The sequence below is a fragment of the Mesorhizobium sp. P171375 genome, from assembly GCF_057786075.1.
On record NZ_JBYNWF010000001.1, the window covers coordinates 2470152 to 2492964 of the forward strand.

20 protein-coding genes are annotated in these 22813 nt (G+C 62.5%); 14 read left to right on the forward strand and 6 right to left on the reverse strand.

The features are described 5' to 3' along the window. Positions 1–8 precede the first annotated feature (8 nt). Positions 9–635 (reverse strand): thymidylate synthase family protein, encoded by a 627-nt coding sequence (locus ACYHH6_RS11675; RefSeq protein WP_352590867.1) that lies wholly within the window; start codon positions 633–635, stop codon positions 9–11. 398 nt (positions 636–1033) lie between these two features. Here ACYHH6_RS11675 and ACYHH6_RS11680 point away from each other — a divergent pair, with 398 nt between their 5' ends. The 3 genes from ACYHH6_RS11680 to ACYHH6_RS11690 all read left to right on the forward strand — a co-directional run bounded on the left by ACYHH6_RS11680 (position 1034) and on the right by ACYHH6_RS11690 (position 2597). After that, positions 1034–1717, forward strand: coding sequence for a hypothetical protein (locus ACYHH6_RS11680; protein WP_352590864.1), 684 nt, complete (start codon positions 1034–1036; stop codon positions 1715–1717). 129 nt (positions 1718–1846) lie between these two features. Beyond that, the gene (locus tag ACYHH6_RS11685; RefSeq protein ID WP_352590861.1) at positions 1847–2041 is read left to right on the forward strand and encodes a transcriptional regulator domain-containing protein; all 195 of its coding nucleotides are present in this window, start codon (positions 1847–1849) and stop codon (positions 2039–2041) included. Positions 2042–2096: 55 nt separating this feature from the next. Continuing rightward, entirely contained in the window at positions 2097–2597 is a 501-nt protein-coding gene (locus ACYHH6_RS11690) for a DUF2285 domain-containing protein (protein ID WP_352590858.1), read from the forward strand. A gap of 326 nt (positions 2598–2923) precedes the next feature. Here the strand turns inward: ACYHH6_RS11690 and ACYHH6_RS11695 are convergent, their stop codons facing one another. The 3 genes from ACYHH6_RS11695 to ACYHH6_RS11705 form a co-directional block, all read right to left on the reverse strand. Beyond that, positions 2924–4261, reverse strand: coding sequence for an HlyD family type I secretion periplasmic adaptor subunit (locus ACYHH6_RS11695; protein ID WP_352590855.1), 1338 nt, complete (start codon positions 4259–4261; stop codon positions 2924–2926). A gap of 19 nt (positions 4262–4280) precedes the next feature. After that, positions 4281–5954, reverse strand: a complete 1674-nt coding sequence (locus tag ACYHH6_RS11700) for a type I secretion system permease/ATPase (RefSeq protein WP_352590852.1) — start codon at positions 5952–5954, stop codon at positions 4281–4283. Between the two features lie 195 nt (positions 5955–6149). Further along, positions 6150–10745 carry a beta strand repeat-containing protein gene (locus tag ACYHH6_RS11705; RefSeq protein WP_488500430.1) on the reverse strand — a complete coding sequence of 1532 codons (4596 nt, stop codon included), beginning with the start codon at positions 10743–10745 and terminating at the stop codon, positions 6150–6152. Positions 10746–12103: 1358 nt separating this feature from the next. Here ACYHH6_RS11705 and ACYHH6_RS11710 point away from each other — a divergent pair. The 10 genes from ACYHH6_RS11710 (at position 12104) to ACYHH6_RS11755 (ending at position 20697) form a co-directional block, all read left to right on the forward strand. Continuing rightward, the gene (locus ACYHH6_RS11710) at positions 12104–12430 is read left to right on the forward strand and encodes a DUF736 domain-containing protein (protein ID WP_113190782.1); all 327 of its coding nucleotides are present in this window, start codon (positions 12104–12106) and stop codon (positions 12428–12430) included. A gap of 300 nt (positions 12431–12730) precedes the next feature. Then, a complete protein-coding gene (locus tag ACYHH6_RS11715) occupies positions 12731–13012 on the forward strand; it encodes a helix-turn-helix transcriptional regulator (protein ID WP_352591881.1) in 282 nt (93 codons plus the stop codon). A gap of 17 nt (positions 13013–13029) precedes the next feature. Then, on the forward strand, positions 13030–14085 hold the full coding sequence (locus ACYHH6_RS11720) for a replication initiator protein A (RefSeq protein ID WP_352591884.1): 1056 nt from the start codon (positions 13030–13032) through the stop codon (positions 14083–14085). Next, entirely contained in the window at positions 14082–14573 is a 492-nt protein-coding gene (locus ACYHH6_RS11725) for a DUF2840 domain-containing protein (RefSeq protein ID WP_352591887.1), read from the forward strand. Before ACYHH6_RS11720 ends, ACYHH6_RS11725 begins: the two co-directional genes overlap by 4 nt. Continuing rightward, the gene (locus tag ACYHH6_RS11730) at positions 14570–15115 is read left to right on the forward strand and encodes a S26 family signal peptidase (RefSeq protein WP_352591890.1); all 546 of its coding nucleotides are present in this window, start codon (positions 14570–14572) and stop codon (positions 15113–15115) included. Before ACYHH6_RS11725 ends, ACYHH6_RS11730 begins: the two co-directional genes overlap by 4 nt. Positions 15116–15150: 35 nt before the next feature. After that, entirely contained in the window at positions 15151–15480 is a 330-nt protein-coding gene (locus ACYHH6_RS11735; RefSeq protein ID WP_352591893.1) for a DUF736 domain-containing protein, read from the forward strand. Then, positions 15477–16253, forward strand: a complete 777-nt coding sequence (locus ACYHH6_RS11740) for a lytic transglycosylase domain-containing protein (RefSeq protein WP_435053445.1) — start codon at positions 15477–15479, stop codon at positions 16251–16253. Before ACYHH6_RS11735 ends, ACYHH6_RS11740 begins: the two co-directional genes overlap by 4 nt. 243 nt (positions 16254–16496) lie before the next feature. Continuing rightward, positions 16497–18236: a relaxase/mobilization nuclease domain-containing protein gene (locus tag ACYHH6_RS11745; RefSeq protein ID WP_352591899.1), complete on the forward strand. Its 1740-nt coding sequence runs from the start codon at positions 16497–16499 to the stop codon at positions 18234–18236. A 23-nt stretch (positions 18237–18259) separates the two neighbouring features. Next, on the forward strand, positions 18260–20248 hold the full coding sequence (locus tag ACYHH6_RS11750; RefSeq protein WP_352591902.1) for a conjugal transfer protein TraG: 1989 nt from the start codon (positions 18260–18262) through the stop codon (positions 20246–20248). 5 nt (positions 20249–20253) lie between these two features. Next, positions 20254–20697 (forward strand): CopG family transcriptional regulator, encoded by a 444-nt coding sequence (locus ACYHH6_RS11755; RefSeq protein ID WP_352591905.1) that lies wholly within the window; start codon positions 20254–20256, stop codon positions 20695–20697. Positions 20698–20881: 184 nt separating this feature from the next. On the opposite strand, the gene ACYHH6_RS11760 is transcribed toward ACYHH6_RS11755, so the two are convergent. Both ACYHH6_RS11760 and ACYHH6_RS11765 read right to left on the reverse strand, forming a co-directional pair. Continuing rightward, positions 20882–22207: a type II toxin-antitoxin system HipA family toxin gene (locus ACYHH6_RS11760; protein WP_352591907.1), complete on the reverse strand. Its 1326-nt coding sequence runs from the start codon at positions 22205–22207 to the stop codon at positions 20882–20884. Next, positions 22207–22461 (reverse strand): helix-turn-helix domain-containing protein, encoded by a 255-nt coding sequence (locus ACYHH6_RS11765; protein ID WP_284276439.1) that lies wholly within the window; start codon positions 22459–22461, stop codon positions 22207–22209. The genes ACYHH6_RS11760 and ACYHH6_RS11765 overlap by 1 nt, the downstream gene beginning before the upstream one ends. A gap of 67 nt (positions 22462–22528) precedes the next feature. Between ACYHH6_RS11765 and ACYHH6_RS11770 the strand changes: the two genes are divergently transcribed. Continuing rightward, a complete protein-coding gene (locus tag ACYHH6_RS11770) occupies positions 22529–22786 on the forward strand; it encodes a hypothetical protein (protein ID WP_352592086.1) in 258 nt (85 codons plus the stop codon). The last annotated feature ends 27 nt before the right edge of the window (positions 22787–22813 follow it).

Below are 22813 nucleotides of genomic sequence, written 5' to 3' on the forward strand. Positions count from 1 at the left end.
GAACGCGATTACTTCCACTGAATTCCGACCGTTTCCGAGAATCCTGCGCTGAATTCGACGAGGCTGCAGGAGGCAAACTCCTCGCCGCTTCCATTAGCGGTAAAGTCGCGGAACGGATCCACCAACACGGCCAGAGCACGTGTGCTGGCCTTTTGCTTAAGAAGCTTCTTGATGCGCTCGATCTGATCGATCTTGCCACCATAGCGACGCAACCGGCTCCCATGGACAAATGGCATGCGCTGTTCCAGCTTTGACCGGCCGAGCTGCCACCAGCCAACGAGTTCCCTCAGCCATTCCTGACGAGCACCGGATTCAAGCGGCTCAGCCATCGGGTAGTTGTTTGGCAGTGGCAACATCACGGTGTCGAGGGATGGCAGGTCGAGATGAACGATAAGTGTATTTCCGTCAGCCTCTGCCCGCGCCACCTCCATCACGCGCTCATAGACCTCGTCGATATCGCGGCCTTGAATGGTCGTTGGTCCGTCGGGAATGTCCTCTGACGCCCAAAGACGCTTCGTGATAGCTGGCCAACGCCTCGCCCGGTACCGGGCGAGGCGTCTTCTGCCGGTGACCCCGGAAGCTCGCCTATGATTGATCAGAACGTTTGGCGAGGCGGACGCCAGCGCCTCCACCATTCTCCGGAAGAAACTGTATACCTGCGGATTCGAATGCACGCCGCAACGCGTCAATAGTCACTCTGTTTGCCCTTATCGGACCCGCCAGAGGCTCAAGTCGTTTGATTGTAGCCAGGGAAACCTTCGACCGTTCCGCCAGCGTTTTCTGATCCCATTGAAGCAGAGCGCGTGCGGCTCGCATTTGTCCGCTTGTAAGTTCATCTATACCAAAAGTATCATTTGATGCCATAGGGCTTGATTTTTTGCCTGCGTTCATTTAAATCACCACCGTTTACCGACGCATGTGGCCTGGGAGGGGTGATCTCCAATCTCGCCAATGCTGCGGTGAAACGGTCGAGCAGAGCGCACGAACACCCGTGCCCGACCTGACCAAAACCAAGCTGTGTGGAGCTCGGATCATGGCTGATTCCGACAATACCACGACTTTGCCATCCGTCACGCCTGGACGGAAGCCACGCAGTTCGTTGATCGCCGGGCATCCTAAGCCTTTGGTTGGCCATGCAACCGAAGATCCGCCGTTGGCCGATCCAGCACTGGTCCTGTCCCTTGCCTGGATCGACGCTCACGTTGGAATGCTGGCCTCGTGTGTCCGGCAGCAGCAGGCTGAGGCGGGGCTCCTGGCGAGCGGCGCGCTCTTTCCTGTCGGCGAAGTGATTGGGCGCGGGGAGGGGGCTTGCGCCGACCGCGACTGTCCTGATTTCCTGAAGGAAGAGCAGGATGGCGCTGAAAAGGCCGACGCCTTGCTGGCTGAGATTGCCGCGACGCCTGCTCAATCCTTGGCGGGCGTGGTCGCCAAGCTCGCGGTCATCCTTCGGGAGGCGACTGACAACACCGACCTCTGCGAATTTCCGCTGCCGCACATCCGTTCGGTCTTGGCCGATCTGCGGCGCCTCACGCATGAAGCGATAAGCGGTCAGCCTCCCGGCTGGCCCGCAGGCAATCAGTCGATCGGTGCGCTGTTCGAGCAGCCTGCATCATCGTTCGCTGCCTGGCGCGCCTTCAGTGCCTGGAGCCAAGGTGATGATGATGCCTATCGCGCCTGGACGGACACATTCAAGACGTTGCAAGGCGCGAGCCAGTAGGCATCGCAAACTCTCGGCCTGACTGCTCGGCGCCGAGATCTCTCTTCGTCCATTCGTCAATGACGGAATCCAAGGATTTCGTCCAACGCCGCGTCCCTCTATCAAATCCTTGAGAAGGGAAGGATGCGGATGAAGCCAGATACATCACAGTGGCGTGACCCACAAGCATATGCGTTCGTCAAAGCCGCCGCCGCCGATGTGATCGCCTGGGAGTTCCTGCGACGCAATCCCCAGTATCAGCAGGACTTCGCCGCCTCCCACTCCGCCAAGGCGATGCGCGCGTTGCGCAAGCGCTGGGGTTTACAGTTTCGCAGCCAGGCCTGATCAGTCCGCCGTCGAGCAGCCAGTCTATTGGGCACCTCAGATCGATCCTGGGGTCGTGAACCTTGTCGAAGTTCCGCCGGATCTGCGAGCGCGAGAGGGCATCGCCTCCGGCGTCTCGCTGGCCGCGGGCCGGCATGACGAGGTGGGCCTTCACATGCGCTCTTCGCCGGTCGGAACGCAACTGGCGCTTCTCGACGACGCGAAGCCAGGCGAGCCCCTTGCCGCCATCATCCCGCTCGACGACATGGCGCACGACAGGCTCCAGGCGATCGAACGGTTCATCCGCTCTATCCATAGGCAACACGTTCCCGACGCCCGCTTGACTACGGCCCAGCGCCGGCGCCTAGGCCACATGCTGCGATGCCTTGATGGCCGCGCCCAGCGGGCATCCCATTTTGAAGTCGCGACCGCCTTGTTCGGTCCGCGGCTGGTCAGCGCCGCCGACTGGCATGACTCCACTTTTCGCTACCAGACGTATCGCCTCATGCGCGACGGGCTGAGGATGGTCGATCGCGGCTATCGCCAATTGCTGCGCGCGCGAAGGCGCCATCTCTGACGAGTGCCGTCGGCCGCGTTGTTCACTTTCTTGCGCTGTCTCCAGCCCAACGCTTACTCTCAATCCTGAAGCGGATGGCGGCTTTGCGCCACATATCGGACGAAGTGATTAGAGGTACATTCGACCAGAAGCAGTCATTTGCCGATGTCCGCCACCCAAATCGGAAACAGATGGAATGTCAGGGACGCGCCATTTGCGCACGTATTAGCTCGCGGCGGCTTCAGGCCGGGGTGGAAATGCTGGGGGAGTTCTCCGCCTTCTTTGCGCGTTGCGAGCCTGACCACCCGTCGATATTGGAATCGCGATTAGGTTTGGCGCGAACCCCATTACTTCTGGCGAAACGCCGAGTGAAACGACACAACCAGCGGGCCTAAAATGTAGTCGAGTGCGGTGCGTTCCTCGGTAACGATCATGACTGACGCCGGCATGCCTGGGTAAAGCGCAATCTGTGGGGCCGCTGCCAATTCCACCGGATCGACTGCCACGTCGGCGAGGTAGTAGGGAAACCCCGTCTTGGTGTCGGTGATGCGATCCGCCGAAATGCGGGTGACGCGTCCATGAATTATGGGTATCGAACGCTGGTTGTAGGACGTGAAACGAACCTCGGCGGCCATGTCGGGTCTCAGGTTCGATATGTCCTCGACACGAACCTGCGCCTGGACGATCAGCGAATTCTCGGTCGGCACGATGTCGAGGATTGTCTGGCCTGGCGCTACGATCGCACCGATCGAGAATACGCTGAGATCCATCACCTGGCCGTCATAAGGCGCGCGCACTTCGGCCCGGTCCATGGCAGCCTGGGCGGCAAACATCTTGGGCACAAGGTCGGCAAGGTTCGATTGCGTATCGATCAACATGGCCGACAGCTTGGCTCGGCGTTCAAAGGTCAATTGCGCGATCTGGCTCTGAAGTTCGGCTTTGCTCTGTTGGCTGCCGCCGATCGCGCCGAGGTTCTCGTCGATCAGACCCTGCAGATCCGAGGCGGATCGTTCCAGCTCCAGAATGCGCGGGCGGGTTGTCAATCCGGCCTTGAGCAGCTTTGACAGGCTGGCCTTCTCGTCGATCGTCGATTGCAGCTGGGCCTGGTAGGATTCGACCCGAGACTGCTTGCCCTGAATCTGCTCCTCGAGCTCGGCAATGCGCCGCGCGAGGATTTGTTTGGCGCCGGCCATCGAGGCACGCTGGCTTTCCAGATCGGCGATCTGGTTCGCCATCGCATCCCTGAGGTAGTCCTCGTGCTCTTTGAGAATGTCCTTGGGAAAGGCAACGGCCTCGCTGCCATCCAGTTCGGCCCGGATCCTGGCATCGGTTGCGCCCAACAGCGCATATTGCTGGGCATAGAGATTGAACTCTGACCGGATTCTGGTGTCGTCCAGCTTCAGCATTATGTCGCCCTTCCTGACGACGTCGCCATCCTTGACGCGGATCTCCTTCACGGTGCCGCCGTCGAAATGCTGTACGCTCTTTCGATTGCCTTCCACCTTGACGATGGCGTCGGCGAGCACGGCACCGTTCAGTGGGGCAAAGGCTGCCCAGCCGCCGAAAATGCCGAAAAAGGCGATTATGATCAGCAGGCCGACACAGGCCGGCACCCGGATCGAATCCGTAGCCACGATGCCGACCTCGCCGGGCAGGCTTCGGTAAGTGAGGGCGCCGTCGCTCATCGATCTCTCCGGCCACAGCTCATTGGGTCGCCACCGCCATTGGCGCCGCGCGCTGGTTGAGCAGCGCCACGATCTCGTTTCTCATCCCGAATGCCTCGACGGCGCCATCGCGCAACAGAAGGATCTTGTCGACATTGGCCAACGTCGAGGGCCGATGCGAGACTATGATCACCGTGCTGCCGCGGCGTTTCAGCTCAAGCGCGCAGTCGCTCAGCGCGCGGTCGCCATCGGCGTCGAGATTGGAACTCGGCTCGTCGAGAATGATCAAATTCGGTGTGCCGAACACCGCCCGGGCAAGGGCAATTCGTTGCCGATATCCTCCGGACAGCACTGCGCCGCCTTCGCCGATCTGGGTCTCGTAACCCTGCGGCAGGCGGATGATCATCTCGTGCACTCCAGCGAGCCGCGCGGCCTCTATCACCTCCTGGTCGACATTGGTCTTGAAACGGCCGATGTTGGCGGCGACCGTATCGGAGAAGAGCTCGATATCCTGCGGCAGGTAGCCGATGTGGTCGCCTAGCGCATCGTGCCCCCATTGCGACAGGTCAGCGCCATCCAGCCTGACGGTGCCGCGGCTGGGTTGCATGACGCCCGCGAGATGACGCGCCAGCGTCGACTTGCCGGCGCCGGAAGGGCCGACGATTCCCAGCGCCTCGCCTGCGTCCAGCCGGAACGATACGTCCCGGAGAAGCACTTTCTGCTGGCTGACAATTGCAAAGCTGACCTGCTCGACCGAAATCTTGCCGGTGGGCTTCGGCAGGTTGAACGATCTTTCGTTCTGCGCTCCCCCGTCGACCAGCTTCTCGACCCTTGCCAACGCCGCCCGCGCCAGGATCAGGCTGCGCCAAAGGCCAACGATCTGCTCGACCGGCTGTAGCCCCCGGCCCAGCAAGAGACTCGCGGCAAACATGGTGCCGCCGGTGATCTGCCGCTCGATCACCAGATAGGCGCCGAGGCCGAGGATCAGCGACTGCATGGTTAGCCGCAGGAAACGGATTAGACCTGACATAAGGGCGGCGCGATCGCTTGCCTCCGCCTGGCGCCGCAGCGCCAGGTTGCGGTCGCGCCCCCAGCGGCGGATGAGACCGTCGATCATCCCCATGGCGCGAACGACTTCCGAATTTCTGAGGCTCATCTCGGTAAAGTTATAGTTGGTCGTCGCCAGGTCGTTGGCCTGCTTCAGCGGCGAGCGCACGAGATACTCGTTGAGCACTGCCATGGCGACCAGGAGCAATGAGCAGCCCAGTGCGAAGAAGCCGAGCCACGGATGCAGCAGGAAGATGATGCCGATGTAGATGGGTGACCATGGCAGGTCGAACAGGGCATGGATGCCGCTGCCGGTGATCACCTGCCTGAACGTGTCGAAATCGCGGATAGGCTGGCTCGGCGAGGAGCCTGCCGATGGGGTTTCGACCGACGCGGCGAGGATCCTTGCCGAAAGCAGCCGGTCGAGCCGCGCGCTGGCACGCGTCAGCACGGAGGCGCGTACCAGGTCAAGGCCGGCCAGCGAAAGGAACGCCGCCAGCAACACCAGGGTCAGCATCACCAGCGTGGTTTCGCTGCCGCTGGTGACCACCCGGTCGTAGATCTGCAGCATGTAAAGTGGGGAGGCCAGGTAGAGCAGATTGATCGCCAGGCTGAACGCCGCCGCGACCAGGAAATAGTAGCGGCACGCCCGAAGCGCGTCCTTCACGATCTTGGATTTGTTGTCGAGACTCAAATACCCAGCGGAAAACCGCCCCCCCTGTCCAACGCCCGGAACCGATACTACTCCTGGTCCTTCGATCGGCCATGCGGCCTGTCGATATTCCTGTCGTAAACCTTAACGCGTAAGCTGCATCAGGAAACGCTAAGGGAGGTGAGCCGCAACGCGGCTCACCTCATGGTCTCAAAGCACGAAATCGCTCGCCGTCAGGCCTAGCCCGATGCCAGTCAGCGTGATCTGGAAGTCAGCTGCTGCGTTGCCGGTCACGTCGGCGCGGACGATCGTGTTGCCGCCGACTTCCGACCAGGTGATGCTGTTGGCGACGGTGAGCGCATTCTGCCCGCCGAACAGGAAAGCCTGATCGCCGGCGGCTCCGCTGGCATCGATCGAGGACAGGTCGATCTTGTCGACCCCGTGCACGAAGTCGGTGATGGTGTCGAAATTGCCGGCAGTCGGCGCGGAATCCGTGACGGTTGGTCCATAGTAGAACGTGTCGGAGCCCGCCCCGCCGGTAAGCGTGTCGGCACCGACGCCGCCGACGAGCCTGTCGTTGCCGTCGCCGCCACTCAGCGTGTCGTTGCCGCTTTGGCCAAACAACGTGTCATTGCCGGCCAGGCCGAAGATCGAGTCCGCCCCGCCATTGCCGTAAAGAACGTCGTCGCCGCCATTGGCTCCACTGCCATCGACCGTGTTACCGTTGGTGCCGGTGATGACCTGGAACGTCTCGCTGTACTGGTAGGCGGGCCCGACGGGGTCGCCGACCTGCGTCGCCTGCACGGTCACGGAGAATGTCTTGCTCGGCGAGAGATCTCCTGAGCTCAGCGTGCTGCCGGCGATCGAGAACAGTCCTACGTCCGATTGCGAGGTGATGCTGTAGACAAAGCTGCCAGGATCCGGGTCGGTTGCACTCAACGTTCCCGTGAATTGGAACGCGCTGAAATTCACGTCTCCGGTAGTGGTGCTAGGCGTGAGCTGGATGTCCGTCGGAGCGAACCGTGGCGGAGCGTCGGCGGTGCCGAGGATGTCGATAGCGACCGAAGTATGTGTGCCATCGGAGCTGACCACATCGAAGTTCTCGGTGTAATGCTGACCGGCGACGAACTCGTCATGCGCCGAGGATGCGGTGTAGGTCCAGGCGCCGGCCGCATTGATGGCGAAGGTCCCGTAACTGCCCGCGGTCCCAGCCTGGGCGGCAAAGGTTGTCGGACTGTCGACATCTGAGATGGTCAGTGTTCCGGAGGTCGAGATATCGGCTGCCGAGTTGGTCTCGGTCAGGTTGACCGAGGCAGACGACAGCACCGCGGCGTCGTTGGCGCCATTGATGGTGATGTCGATCACCTTCTGGGTGCCGTCGGCGGTGGTGACCGTCACCAGTTCATGCAGCGTGGTGTTCGCTCCGGTGCTGTTAAGCGCCTGGACGGCCGCGTTGTTGTCGTCGAGCGTGTAGCTCCAGGTGCCGTTGGCATCGATCGAGAAGGTGCCATAGGTCTTGGCGACGGCGGCCTGCACGTTAAAGGTCGCCGCATTGTCGACATCGGTCGCATTGAGATCGCCGAAGGCTGAGGCGTCGCCTGGCGTGCCGTTGGCGACACCGCTCTTTTCCGTCACCGAGGTGTCTTCGGCACCATTGACGGTGATCACCGCGGCGTCATTGGCGCCATTGATGGTGATGTCGATCACCTTCTGGGTGCCGTCGGCGGTGGTGACCGTCACCAGTTCATGCAGCGTGGTGTTCGCTCCGGTGCTGTTAAGCGCCTGGACCGCGGCGTTGTTGTCGTCGAGCGTGTAGCTCCAGGTGCCGTTGGCATCGATCGAGAAGGTGCCATAGGTCTTGGCGACGGCGGCCTGCACGTTAAAGGTCGCCGCATTGTCGACATCGGTCGCATTGAGATCGCCGAAGGCTGAGGCGTCGCCTGGCGTGCCGTTGGCGACACCGCTCTTTTCCGTCACCGAGGTGTCTTCGGCACCATTGACAGTGATCACCGCGGCGTCGTTGGCGCCATTGATGGTGATGTCGATCACCTTCTGGGTGCCGTCGGCGGTGGTGACCGTCACCAGTTCATGCAGCGTGGTGTTCGCTCCGGTGCTGTTGAGCGCCTGGACGGCGGCGTCATCCTCGTTGAGCGCATAGCTCCATTCGCCGGCCGCGTTGATCGACAGCGTGCCGTGCACGCCGTTGGTCAGCACCGAGAAGTCGGTGCCGCTGTCGACATCGCTGGCGTCGAGATCGCCGGTTGCCGGCGAGGTGCCGGCCGTGCCGTTGGCAACGCCGGAGGCTTCCGTCAGCGAGCCGCTGGCATCGCCGGTGATCTCCGCCGCATCGTTGGCGCCGTTGATCGAGATGACGATGTCCTTGGTGGTGCCGTCGGAGGTCTGCACGGTGATGGTGTCGGTGAGTGCCGGATCGCCGGTGTTGAGCGCCTGGACGGCGGCGTCATCCTCGTTGAGCGCATAGCTCCATTCGCCGGCCGCGTTGATCGACAGCGTGCCGTGCACGCCGTTGGTCAGCACCGAGAAGTCGGTGCCGCTGTCGACATCGCTGGCGTCGAGATCGCCGGTTGCCGGCGAGGTGCCGGCCGTGCCGTTGGCAACGCCGGAGGCTTCCGTCAGCGAGCCGCTGGCATCGCCGGTGATCTCCGCCGCATCGTTGGCGCCGTTGATCGAGATGACGATGTCCTTGGTGGTGCCGTCGGAGGTCTGCACGGTGATGGTGTCGGTGAGTGCCGGATCGCCGGTGTTGAGCGCCTGGACGGCGGCATCGTCCTCGTTGAGCGCATAGCTCCATTCGCCGGCCGCGTTGATCGACAGCGTGCCGTGCACGCCGTTGGTCAGCACCGAGAAGTCGGTGCCGCTGTCGACATCGCTGGCGTCGAGATCGCCGGTTGCCGGCGAGGTGCCGGCCGTGCCGTTGGCAACGCCGGAGGCTTCCGTCAGCGAGCCGCAGGCATCGCCGGTGATCTCCGCCGCATCATTGGCGCCGTTGATCGAGATGACGATGTCCTTGGTCGTGCCGTCGGCAGTCTGCACGGTGATGGTGTCAGTGAGTGCCGGATCGCCGGTGTTGAGCGCCTGGACCGCGGCATCGTCCTCGTTGAGCGCATAGCTCCATTCGCCGGCCGCGTTGATCGACAGCGTGCCGTGCACGCCGTTGGTCAGCACCGAGAAGTCGGTGCCGCTGTCGACATCGCTGGCGTCGAGATCGCCGGTTGCCGGCGAGGTGCCGGCCGTGCCGTTGGCAACGCCGGAGGCTTCCGTCAGCGAGCCGCTGGCATCGCCGGTGATCTCCGCCGCATCGTTGGCGCCGTTGATCGAGATGACGATGTCCTTGGTGGTGCCGTCGGAGGTCTGCACGGTGATGGTGTCGGTGAGTGCCGGATCGCCGGTGTTGAGCGCCTGGACGGCGGCATCGTCCTCGTTGAGCGCATAGCTCCATTCGCCGGCCGCGTTGATCGACAGCGTGCCGTGCACGCCGTTGGTCAGCACCGAGAAGTCGGTGCCGCTGTCGACATCGCTGGCGTCGAGATCGCCGGTTGCCGGCGAGGTGCCGGCCGTGCCGTTGGCAACGCCGGAGGCTTCCGTCAGCGAGCCGCAGGCATCGCCGGTGATCTCCGCCGCATCGTTGGCGCCGTTGATGGTGATGTCGATCACCTTCTGGGTGCCGTCGGCGGTGGTGACCGTCACCAGTTCATGCAGCGTGGTGTTCGCTCCGGTGCTGTTAAGCGCCTGAACGGCCGCGTTGTTGTCGTCGAGCGTGTAGCTCCAGGTGCCGTTGGCATCGATCGAGAAGGTGCCATAGGTCTTGGCGACGGCGGCCTGCACGTTAAAGGTCGCCGCATTGTCGACATCGGTCGCATTGAGATCGCCGAAGGCTGAGGCGTCGCCTGGCGTGCCGTTGGCGACACCGCTCTTTTCCGTCACCGAGGTGTCTTCGGCACCATTGACGGTGATCACCGCGGCATCATTGGCGCCATTGATGGTGATGTCGATCACCTTCTGGGTGCCGTCGGCGGTGGTGACCGTCACCAGTTCATGCAGCGTGGTGTTCGCTCCGGTGCTGTTAAGCGCCTGGACCGCGGCGTTGTTGTCGTCGAGCGTGTAGCTCCAGGTGCCGTTGGCATCGATCGAGAAGGTGCCATAGGTCTTGGCGACGGCGGCCTGCACGTTAAAGGTCGCCGCATTGTCGACATCGGTCGCATTGAGATCGCCGAAGGCTGAGGCGTCGCCTGCTGTGCCGTTGGCGACACCGCTCTTTTCCGTCACCGAGGTGTCTTCGGCACCATTGACAGTGATCACCGCGGCGTCGTTGGCGCCGGTGAACTGAATGGTAGCCGTGGCCCAGCTTAGCGTGCCATTGCCGAGCTGAATGGCGTAGGTCACTTTGTCGGTGAGAACCTGCCCCTGCCCAAGTGCCTGCACCTGGGCGTCGATATCTGCCTTGTTGTAGTGGATCGTACCATCGGTGCTTATCCAGATGCGAGCGCCTAGAAGGCTCGTATTCGCGGTCGCGGGGAGCGCGGCGAGCGCTGCACTATCACTGGAGTATGTGATGTCGCGTGCCAGTAGATCTGCCGGCGCGTATATCTTCGTTGCTGTCGTAAGGCTGTCTGCGTTGTCGATGGAATACAGCTGTTTGGCCGCTCCTCCCAGATCGTTTGCCAATACATTCAGGATCAAGACGCCAGTGGCATCTTCCAAATAGGCAAGAAGATCGTCCTTCGCCTGCGGCGTGTTGGAGAACGACGTCGTGGTGCCACCGGCTCCGGTGATCTGAGTAGCCATTTTTCACCCCTGTTGTTTAACGACAGACGCCCCCGCGCCTGTCGACCGTATTGAAGACCAGCCGCTTCCTGCCGAAAATCATTGCGCTCCTGACATGCAGATTCCGGCAGACATCAATCCTGTCAGCGCACCCGAAAGCCCCAACACTGTCGCCTTGCGACGGCCAGCACAATGGGTGGCCGGTCGCGGGCGAGTGATGGCTCAAATGGTGATGGCTACGACGATACCCTTCGCCGCGTTGTGTTTCCCAAGCCCCAATGGCGTCGTCCAACTCGTTGTTGCATGTCGAGTGTAGTTTTGTGCGACGCTTATATTAGGGGATTATTAACTCTCTTGGGGGGGGGTCAACATCCAACCTAGCGGAACAGTTAATGGCTGACCAAACCCAACCCTACGGTCGTACCGACTGGAGAAACCAGGCGTGGAAATCAAGAATGGTGATACGCAATTCATCGGCTGACCCTCGCCCTTCGTCGGAACAGGCGGCTGCCGGTTGCTTCATCGCAGACGATAACGCGTCTTATCTCTGAATTGACCTGCGGGCTCGACGTCCGCTTCGGGTAAGCCTACTCACCGTCCCAAATGTCCAAGTTGGGTCGGATCCAGGCATTCAGTATTCCGGAGGCGAATGGCTGTTAGTGGCGCTTAGCGGACCTTCTTAGCCACGCTCATGACGCCCATATAATTAGCACAACATCAGCATCAATCATCTGCCGGATATCGCAAATGACAGTAGGGGCGGGCAATGGCCCGGCTAACACAGACAAAAAACGCGCCCGGGAGCGACCCCAACTATGCGCAAGACACCAGGACTTTCAGTCGGCGCTTTCACACAACTAGCCTGACCGTCTGCACGGGGTCAGATCAGGTCGATGTTTGCGAGAGCCTGAAGGTCCGCTTATCGAAATCCTTGCCTCGAAGCAGGCGGTCTGCTGTCAGCCCCAAACACGACACGCGCAGTGTGTCGTCGTATGCGCTTGGCAGCGGATGGGCAAACGCTTTGATGCGGAGCAAGCCATTGTAGGCTGACGTCCTGGCAAACCAGTCCGTTTTGTCTCTGGGCCACTGATGCCGCCATTGCCTCCCTCCTTCTTTTCGACGTAGCGCACCAACGACCTCTCGAACGGGCTGATCTGGCCGAAGGACGGCTGAAGCCTCGACCGCCTATGCCGCAATGGTGCGTCGCGCGTTTCTTCCCCTGGGCGAAGCCCATTCCTCGCGGAACCAAGAAACGCGCGCCTGCGCCATCCTCCGCTTCGCTGCGGTCGCAAGCGATGCGGCGGCGGCCGCCTCCGGCCCCACGATCGCCATCGAGGTCGCATGGTGCGGGCTCGGAAACGAGAAAACGGAGACTGAAAATGGCTACCATCGGCACTTTCAAGAAGACCAATGCGAACGAGTTCACCGGCGAGATCGTCACCCTCAGCGTCCAGGCCAAGGGCGTGCGCATCGTCCCCGATACAAGGGCCAGCGGCGAGAACGCTCCAAGCCACCGCGTGGTGGTCGGCAAGGCCGAAATCGGCGCCGCCTGGTCCAAGCGCTCCAACGAGGGCCGTGACTATCTCGGCCTCAAGCTGGACGATCCGAGCTTCACCGCTCCGATCTACGCCAACCTCTTCGCCGACGAGGAAGGCGAGGGCCACAGCCTCATCTGGTCCCGCCCCAACCGCCGTAATGGTGAGTGAAGCGGCAAACGCCTCGCCCGGTACCGGGCGAGGCGTCTTCTGCCGGTGACCGCAGAAGCTTTCCGCGCCGCCGGGCGCCATGACCGAGTTTCCTTTCATCATGCGCTGCTTGACGCGCGATGGCGTGAAGATGGTGGAGCGCGGCTATCACAATTGCTGCGCGCGCCGGCGCCACTGCCTGATGGGCTCTTGGCGGTGCGAAATAGCGGCCCTCAATTGCGCACCTGATCACCGTCCCCACGCTCCTCCATCCTGGCCATCGATCGCCGTTCAATCGCGACGGCCGCAAGGAGACATCCCATGAATGCCGACGCCGCGCCATTGCCGCCGCGCTACCTGCGCACTTCGGAAGCTGCGCATTTCCTCAGTCTTTCTGCGCGGACGCTGGAAAAACACCGCACCTACGGCACCGGGCCTGCCTATCGCAAACTCGGCGGCCGCGTCGTCTACGCCGTCGCCGACCTCCAGGCCTGGGTCCAGCGCGGCGCCATGACGTCGACATCAGATCCGCATGGGTCGGTGCTGCCTGCCAAGCCTCAAGCCGCCCGCCTGATCGCCTATGCCGGGCGCGAGAGGCGCTGACCCGGCTGATCTCCCCCATGTCGGCACGACCACGCCAACCGTCGGAACGCGGACAGCTTGATCTGTTCCACGCGTTGCCCGGTGTCGTCGCCCCACGCGATGCGCAGGACCTCATGGCCTATCCCTTCTTCTCCCTCGCCAAATCCAGGCGCATCGCGCCGATCGACTTTCGCGCCGGCGATGTGGCGATCCGTGTCGAAGCGATGCCCGACCACGGCATGGCGACGATCTGGGATGCCGATATCCTGATCTGGGCCGCGAGCCAGATCGTCAGCGCGCGGGATGCCGGCTTGCGCACGTCGCGCCTGATGGCTGCGACGCCATACGAAATGCTCACCTTCGTCGGCCGCGGTGTCTCGAAGCGAGACTACCTTCGCCTCAAGGCGGCGCTCGACCGCCTGCAGTCCACAAGCGTCGTCACTTCCATTCGCCAACCCGCCGAAGGCCGGCGCCATCGCTTCTCGTGGATCAATGAATGGCAGGAGCGCTTCGATCGAAACGGCCGCCCCCTCGGCGTCGAATTGATCCTGCCCGATTGGTTCTATCGCGCCGTCATGGATGACGCACTGATCCTGACAATAGACCGGGCCTATTTCGGACTGACGGGCGGGCTGGATCGGTGGCTCTATCGGCTGGTGCGCAAGCATGGCGGACGCCAGCGCGCTGGCTGGCGTTTCGACATCCGGCATCTGCATCAGAAGTCCGGCAGCCTCTCGCCGCTCAAGCGCTTCGCTTTCGAGCTGCGTGACATCGTGCGCCGCCAACCTTTGCCGGGATATCTGCTGTTCACGGAGGTCGAAGCCAGCGGCCGTGTGCTGCTGGCTTTTGAACCGGCGCCCGCGCCAGTTGACAGGATCGTGCCATCGGGAACCCGAACTATCGTGCCATCGGGAACCGCATCCTCGTGCTTTCGGGAACCGCGATCGGCCTTAAGGGACGGGCCCGCAACGGAAAATCCCACTCTTAACTTAGAGTCTAACTCTCAATCTAACAGTCTTGCGCTCAAGCCGCGGACCGGCGGTGAGGAGCAGAAGCGGCGGTGCGTTGGCCGGCGCGAGGGAGACGACGCATGACGTCGTCTACCCAATCGCCGCCGCGCGGCGACCTCACGACGGTCGAGCTGATCTGGATCGAGAAGCGGATTGAGCATCGCATCCGCTTTGGACGTCCATCCCATGAGACGATCATCGACAAGCGGCGCCGCGCCGTCGGATTTGCGCCTGGCAGTGTTTTTGCGTTCGTGCGCTGGGCGGCGAATGACTTTGGCACTGTCGTTTCGCGCATCGACATCGTGCGCGCGGTGTTGCCCGCTGAACCTTATCAGACGCTGCCTTACATCCGGCCAGGCGGCGAGATCCTGCTCAAGATCGCCGGCTGGGACGAGGTTGAGCGGGTTCTCCAACGGATCGATGCGATCGAGGCGATCGGTCTCGATCCGGCCGAAGCCGCACCGGACTATTGGCGTCAGACCCACAACCGTCTCATTGCCGGCGCAATGCCTCGTGCCTATTCGCTCGAGCAGCACCGGGCCTATCTGTTGCGCAGGCGGGCGACATCATGAGCCGCGCCGCCTGCATGGCCGCAGCACTTGCGGCCGTCGTCGCGACGGTCGCTCCGGCTGTCGTGGAGATGCCGCCGCTGCTGCTGTGGAATGCATCGGCCAGCGCGCCTCTTGGGCTCTATGCGATCAGGAAAATGGCCGTACCAACGGCTGGCGCGCTGGCTGTCATCGAGCCGCCAGACAAGGTCGCCCGGTTCGCCGCCAAGCGTGGCTACCTTCCGCTCGGCGTGCCGATGCTGAAACACATCGAGGGACTTCCTGGGCAGCAAGTCTGCCGCCTCGGTCGCGTCATAACGGTGAACGGGCGTGCGGTCGGTGCTGCACTGGAACGCGACCGCAAGGGGCGCGCCCTGCCTGAATGGCAGGGCTGCCACATCATCACCGCCGCCGAAATCTTCGTCATGAACCGGAAGGTCAAGGACAGTCTCGACGGCCGCTATTTCGGCCCGTTCCCGGCGAGCTCGATCGTCGGAGCCGCGCTGCCGCTTTGGACCGACGAGAGGGGCGATGGCCACTACACCTGGCTCGCTCCGGCGAACTGAAATTCAGCCCAGCCAACAAGGGAAGGAGATAATCCATGGCCGAGATCGGCATCTTCCACAAAACAGAATCGGGTTACTCCGGACGCATTCGAACGCTGCTCGTGGATGCCGAGCTGGTGCTCGTGCCGACCAAAACCTCTGACGGCAAAGCGCCGGATTTTCGTATCCACATCGGCGACGGCAGCGGCCCCGAGGTCGGCGCGGCCTGGAAGGAAACCGGACAGACGGCTGGCGACTATCTGTCGTGTCGATTGGAGGATCCACTGTTTGGTCGGCGCTTCCGCGCCAGTCTCTTCCTAGCTGACAACGGCTCCTGGTCGCTGCGCTGGATTCGGCCGAAAGCGCGGCCGGAGCGCGCTCGATGAGTGGGCCATCGGCGCCGAACTGTGCGCACGAATGCCGCCCCGTCAGTTGGTTGCCTGTTTGGTGCAAAGCACTTTTCCTTATCGGCGGCATGCTGATCTTCTGTCACGCAATGACGGGCGCCTTCGCACAATCCACGCCGGCCCCGCGCAAATCCGCGGACGATCCTTATGCCGCGCCTATTGCCGAGGCGTCGCATCGCTTCCGCGTTCCTCAGCGCTGGATACTGGCAGTCATGCACCTCGAAAGCGCCCGCGACCCGCGCGCCGTGTCGCGAAAGGGGGCCCTGGGCCTGATGCAGATCATGCCTGGAACCTGGGCTGAGCTGCGCCTTCGTCACCAGCTCGGCCGCGATCCCTATGATCCGCGCGACAACATCCTTGCCGGCACCGCCTATCTTCGCGAGTTGTATGATCGATACGGTTCTCCGGGCTTTCTTGCCGCCTACAATGCGGGGCCAGGGCGTTACGAAGCCTCCTTGAAGGGCCGTCCGCTGCCGGCCGAGACCCGGGCCTATGTTGCGACGCTTCGCCCGTTCTGGGGCGGCGGTGATGCATCCGGCGCGCTCACCGCCGGTCATGCCAGGGCCGTCAGCTGGAAGATCGCGCCGCTGTTCATCGTGCCGTCCGCGTCCATAGCCGCTTCCGGTGTTCCGTCCGGCGAGGACGCTTCCGTCGAGGTTTCGTCGCCACCGTTGGTGCGCAGACTTTTCGCGGCCGGTTCGCAGCCGCGCCAGCTGTTCATTGGGTCCGACATCCGGACATCGCAGCGATGACGACGTCTCCTTCCGGTCGCGCCCTGGCGTCTCGTTTGACGTCGCAGCCAATGAGGCGGGCAGAGCACAGGGCAACAACCGAGGGATGGCAGGATAAAAGGGCGCACATTGCGCGGCGGTCGGGTGGTTGTTCTTGCTTGATTTTCTGGCGCGTTCCGCACATTGCCGGCCATCGGCGCAATGTATATGAAGCAGCCAAGGTATTGTATTTGTTTTTCTTTTTCCACATTGCGGTGCCGCGCCATGGCTGATGAGCGCGAGTTTCGCATTCGACCCGGGCGCATCCGCTCCACGCGCGCCCAGCAGGCCCGACCCTTCATCGCGCAGGTGTTGGCCGCGGCGAAAAAGGCCGGCAGCGGCATTTCGCGATCGGGCCGGATTGTACAAGCAAGCCGCTCCCGCTTTGGTCACGGTCAGCGCGCCAGCATTCAGGCCAACCGCATCATCACCTCGCGGTCGCGCGGCGCCGTCGTCAAGGCACGAGTCGTTCGTCATTCCGCGCGCCCCGCACCACTTGGCACCCACCTCAACTATCTGCGCCGCGAGGGCGTCAGCCGGGACGGGGAGAAGGGGCAATTGTTCGGGCCGGGGACGGAGAATGCCGATGGCGCGGCCTTCGACGCTCGCGCCAAGGACGATCGTCACCATTTCCGCTTCATCGTCTCGCCGGACGACGCTCTCGAAATGGCGGACCTCAACGCCTTCACCCGCGATCTTGTTGGACAGATGGAGAAGGACCTCGACACGCGGCTCGACTGGGTGGCGGTCGACCACTGGAACACCGAGCATCCCCACATTCACCTGATCGTGCGAGGGGTTCGCGACGATGGCCAGGATCTGGTCATCGCGCGCGACTACATCAAGGAAGGCATGCGCGACCGGGCTCGCGATCTGGTTACCCAGGAACTGGGTCCGCGCACCGATCTCGATATCCGCCACCGGCTCGAAAGCCAGATCCAGTCCGAGCGGTGGACGCAACTCGATCGGCAGTTGCTTCGCGACAGCCGTGACAGCGGGTTCATTGATCTCGCGCCATCTCCCCAAAAGCAACCAGACGAGTATCACGCTCTGAAAATCGGCCGCCTGCGCAAGCTCGAGACCCTTGGTCTTGCCCAACAGGCCGGGCCTTGCCAATGGGCAATCGACGAACGGGCCGAGGCAACACTGCGCGAGCTTGGCGAGCGCGGCGACATCATCAAGCGTATCCACCGCGCGATGAGTGCGGCTGGCATCGAGCGTGGCTCAGCCAATTATGTGCTAGCCGCGGAGAGCCTGGAGACGCCGGTTATCGGCCGGCTGGTCGATCGTGGGCTCGATGACGAACTGATCGGCACGGCCTATGCCGTGGTCGACGGTGTCGACGGACGCACCCATCACATCAAGCTCTCCGATCTGGAGGCGGCTGGCGACGGCGCACCGGGATCGATCGTCGAGCTGCGAAAATTCGATGATGCGCGCGGTCAACGCCGGGCCGCACTCGCCGTGCGCTCCGACCTTGCTGTGGATCAGCAGATTACGGCATCGGGTGCGACCTGGCTCGACCGTCAGGCGATCGCGCGCGAACCGGCTGCCCTGGCCGGGGCCGGCTTCGGCGCCGAGGTTCGCGACGCCCTCGACCGGCGCGCCGAACATCTTGTCAAACAGGGGCTCGCGGAGCGTCAAGGCAGACGCATCATCTTCACCCGAAGCTTGCTCGATACACTGCGGCGGGCGGAACTGGGGACGCTTGGCGACAGGCTCGCGGCCGACACTGGTCAGCCCTTCAAGCGCGCCGCCAGCGGAGACTTTGTTGCCGGCGCCTATCGCCAGCGCTTGTCACTCGCCTCCGGCCGCTTCGCCATGATCGACGACGGGCTCGGCTTCCAGCTCGTCCCCTGGACGCCCTCACTCGAAAAGCATCTTGGCCAGCACGTCTCCGGTGTCGTGCGCGGCGATGGCGGCATCGACTGGAGTTTTGGCCGCAAGAAGGGGCTCGGCCTCTGAAAACCAGATGAAAGGAGCACGCCATGTCCGCCACGAAAATCTTGTGGGGTCAGATACTCACGGTCTTCCTGATCGTCCTCTTGACGACCTGGGCGGCAACGCAGTGGACCGCATGGCAACTCGGTTTCCAGATGGGGCTCGGTCCAGCCTGGTTCGAGATTGCTGGGTTGCCCGTTTACTATCCGCCCGCTCTGTTCTGGTGGTGGTATCTCTACGACGCCTACGCCCCGTCTATCTTCGTGAAAGGCGGCTTGATCTCAGTATCCGGTGGCTTCCTCTCGATCATTGTTGCGATCGGCATGTCGGTGTGGCGGGCGCGCGAAGCCAAGACTGTCCAGACCTACGGGTCGGCGCGCTGGGCCGAAAAGCGAGAGGTGGAGGCAGCGGGCCTGATCGACAACGATGGTGTTGTGCTCGGGCGTTATGATCGCCATTATCTGCGTCACGATGGGCCCGAGCACGTGTTGTGCTTCGCCCCGACCCGGTCCGGCAAAGGCGTCGGCCTGGTGGTGCCTTCGCTTCTGACCTGGCCGGGCTCGGCGATCGTCCACGACATCAAGGGCGAGAACTGGCAGCTCACCGCTGGCTTTCGCGCTCTGCACGGTCGCGTGCTGCTTTTCGATCCGACCAACTCGAGATCGTCAGCCTACAATCCGCTTCTGGAAGTCCGCCGTGGAGAATGGGAGGTCCGCGACGTCCAGAACATCGCCGACATTCTCGTCGATCCGGAAGGGAGCCTGGAAAAGAGGAGCCATTGGGAAAAGACCAGTCACGCGCTGCTGGTCGGCGCGATCCTCCACGTCCTCTACGCCGAGCAAGACAAGACGCTCGCCGGCGTCGCCGCCTTCCTCTCCGATCCGAAGCGCCCGATTGAATCGACGCTCGCCGCGATGATGAAGACCGCGCATCTCGGTGATGCCGGCCCGCATCCGGTTATCGCCAGTGCGGCGCGCGAGCTGCTCAACAAATCCGACAATGAACGCTCGGGCGTGCTGTCCACCGCGATGTCCTTTCTCGGTCTCTACCGCGATCCGGTGGTCGCCGGGGTGACACGGCGCTGCGACTGGCGAATTTCCGACATCGTCGGCGGGAAGCAACCGGCAACGCTCTATCTCGTCGTGCCGCCTTCGGACATCAACCGGACCAAACCGCTTGTCCGCCTTATCCTCAATCAAATCGGTCGCCGCCTCACCGAGGACCTGCATATCAAGACATCCCGCCACCGGTTGCTTCTGATGTTGGACGAGTTCCCGGCGCTGGGCCGCCTCGATTTCTTCGAGAGCGCGCTGGCTTTCATGGCGGGCTATGGCCTGAAAAGCTTTCTCATCGCGCAGTCGCTCAACCAGATCGAGAAGGCCTACGGTCCCAACAACTCGGTCCTCGACAATTGTCATGTCCGCGTCAGCTTCGCCACAAACGACGAGAGAACTGCCAAGCGGGTCTCGGACGCACTCGGCACGGCAACCGAAATGCGGGCGATGAAGAACTATGCCGGTCACCGGCTTTCGCCCTGGCTCGGGCATCTCATGGTGTCGAGGCAAGAAACTGCGCGGCAGTTGCTCACTCCTGGCGAGATCATGCAGCTCCCGCCGACCGACGAGATCGTCATGGTGGCAGGCGCGCCGCCGATCAGGGCCAAGAAGGCGCGGTATTACGAGCACGCCAGTTTTAAGGAGCGCGTGTTGCCGCCACCCGAACTGGCGCGGTCCGGAGAGGCCGAGCCTGATGACTGGAGCCAGTTGCCGATCCTGGCTCACTCTGAGGCGACGCAAATTTCCGGAACGCTACGGCAGGGCGATGGCGATCCGACGGGATCGGAGCGACGCCTGCAAGCCGAACTCGATCGGGCACAGGCGGTTGAGAAAGCGGCGCCGATTGAAAACGAATTCGATATGGGACCGGACGAAGATGCCGACGACGATGATGCCGTCCGCAACCGACGTCTGGCGCGCCTCATGCAGGGCGTCGCGCGACAGGTCTCCCTCGACCCCGATGACGGCATGGAGTTGTAGGCGTCATGATGGCTCGCAAAAAGAAGGCGCAGATTTCCGTTTATCTCGATCAGACCATCATGACGATGCTTGGCGATTATGCGGTACGGCGCGGTCAACCCCAATCCATGATTGCGGAAGCAGCCCTGGCTTCCTTCCTGTCGCCGGATGCGGATGAACGTCGCGAGGCCGCTATCGCCAAACGCCTCGACCAGGTCGATCGCCGCCTGGCCAGGCAGGAGCGCGATATCGGCATTGCGGTCGAGACACTGGCGGTGTTCGTCCGTTTCTGGCTCGCGACAACGCCGGCGTTGCCCGAGCCCGCCGCCCAGGCCGCGCGCGCCAAGGCGGCCGAACGCTATGATGCCTTCGTGACGGCCCTGGGGAGGCGCCTGGCGAAGGGGCCGAAACTGCGACAGGAGATTTCCGAGGATATCAATCCGATCGACAACAGCGAAAACCCACCCTGATCGATTGCAGGGCCAATAAGCGGCTGGCTTGGAGCCGGATGGTCATGTTCATCATGATGATGGGTATGCTCGACGCCGCTGGCGGTCATGACGACAATGTTGTTGCACCGATGACGACGATGATGATCAGCAGCGGCAACAGGATGGGCGAGCAAGCCCCTGCAGCCGGTTCGTCGCACCTCGATCAATCGATGGCATCGGCCTTGTTGCCGGCGAGGAGGGCCGCCCGCTTGACGATGGCCGACTTGACCGCGTCGACCAGCTGTTCAGGAAAACCGTGGGGCAGCGACATGATCACCTCGTCGGCCTCCCTCTCCACGTTTTCAGCAATGTCATCGAAAATTCTGCGCATGGCGGGGGTGCCTACACCGGCAATGTCTGCGGTCTGCAGGAAGTGGCGTGGCATGATGTCAGGTACTGAATAGTGCCTGTTCTTGCCGACCGACATTGCCAATTTGAATTTTTTGCGCGGAATCTGTCCGGTATCAAGGCTGGGTTGCGCGGTCAGCACATCGTAAAGCGGCGTCATGCGGAATCGTCCGCCAGGGCTGAGGAAAATACTGAAATTCTTGGCGTGGCCGTCGGTCGCGCCAATCAGCCAGAACAAGATGCAGGTGCGCAAGAAGGTGGCAATGTCTTCATCAGGCGTATCGCTGCCCTTCAAGAGGTCGATAATCTCCCGCATTCCGGGACCACCATCGGACTGGTACTTGCGCGTCGGCGGCACCGACAGCGCTTGACAGATATCTTCCTGCGGCAGGCGCAGGAGGCGGCCGTCGCGGGCCCACAGCCGGTCGAAGCGTTCTACGATCAGCGTACGGCGCTTGCCGAAGTCAGCGATCTCCGCTTGGGCGGCGGGAACGCCAAACGCTTGCAGCAGCTTAAGGCACAGATACTCGTTCTCGACGCTGTTGGAGAGATCAATGCCGTTCGGCAGCCGGCCGATCTGCGGCTTCAGGATGTGGGTGGTCGCCGCCGTGCCGATCGGTTTGAACCAGCCTCCGTCCTTGCGCAGCAGTGCGGTCTTTTCCTGCGCGCCGGCAATCGAGATGCGAAAGTCCTCATCCTCGCCGAGGCCTAGCGGAGCGGCAGCAAGGTTCTCGATTATCCCGGCGACGTCCTCGTTACTGACCGGCTTGCCTTCGACACTGCCGGGAGGGCCTGGATCCATGCCATCGGGCAGGAATTGCAACGCGCCGACGCAGTCATGGCCGAGCGCAGCCAGCATGCTGTAGGCGTCCGTGCCGTCGGCGCCGACGCGTTCGGCAACACGCCTGCGTATGGCGTCATTGTCCGGAAGCAGGTTGTCGAAGACGTTGGTCACTGGCGTGCCGATATAGCGGTCTTCGCGTAAGGGAAGCGAGAGTGAGATCGGGAAGGTGCCGCGCCAGTCCAGCCATTCGCGGGCGTATTGGAAGTCAATGGCGCCCGTCGATTCCCTGCGCAGGACGCCCACCAGGCGCCCGTTCAGGAACACTTTCAGGGGGATGTGAGCCGGACGCCGGGCCATCAGAACAGGTCTTCGATATCAGCAGAGCTGCCTTTGCTGCGCGCGCGCACGACGAGTTCAAGGTCGAGGGCGGAGAGGGCGGCCATCAAGGTGCGGAGTTGCATCGCGGGCTCGCCGGCCTCGAGGCGGGAGACCGTACCCTGGCGCAGGTGGATCTGGTTGCTGAGCGAGCCTTGCGTGAGGCCGGCGTTCTTGCGGGCGCGGCGCAGAATGGCACCGAGTTGTTTTTCGTTGCGAGCGATCTGGTCTGTCATGGTGGGTCTCCACGCCGCAATATACGCGATCGCGTATTAATCGTCAATATACGAAGTGGCGTATAGAATGAAGATATACGCGATCACGTATATAAGGAAGATATACGCGATCGCGTATGATGCCAACGTGTCAGCTGGCAGCGGCGGTCTTGGCGCCCCAGCTGAAACCGAGCGAGGACGAGACACTCTTGATATTTTGTTGAAGCACATCTCGCCGCTCAGTTGGGAACCCATCAACCTAACTGGCATCTACACCTGGAATGCGGAACTTCAGATGCCAAACGGCTACGACGAGACGCGTCCTGAAAGGCGATTATGTCGTTGACAAACCTAGGCCGGAAATAGGAATATG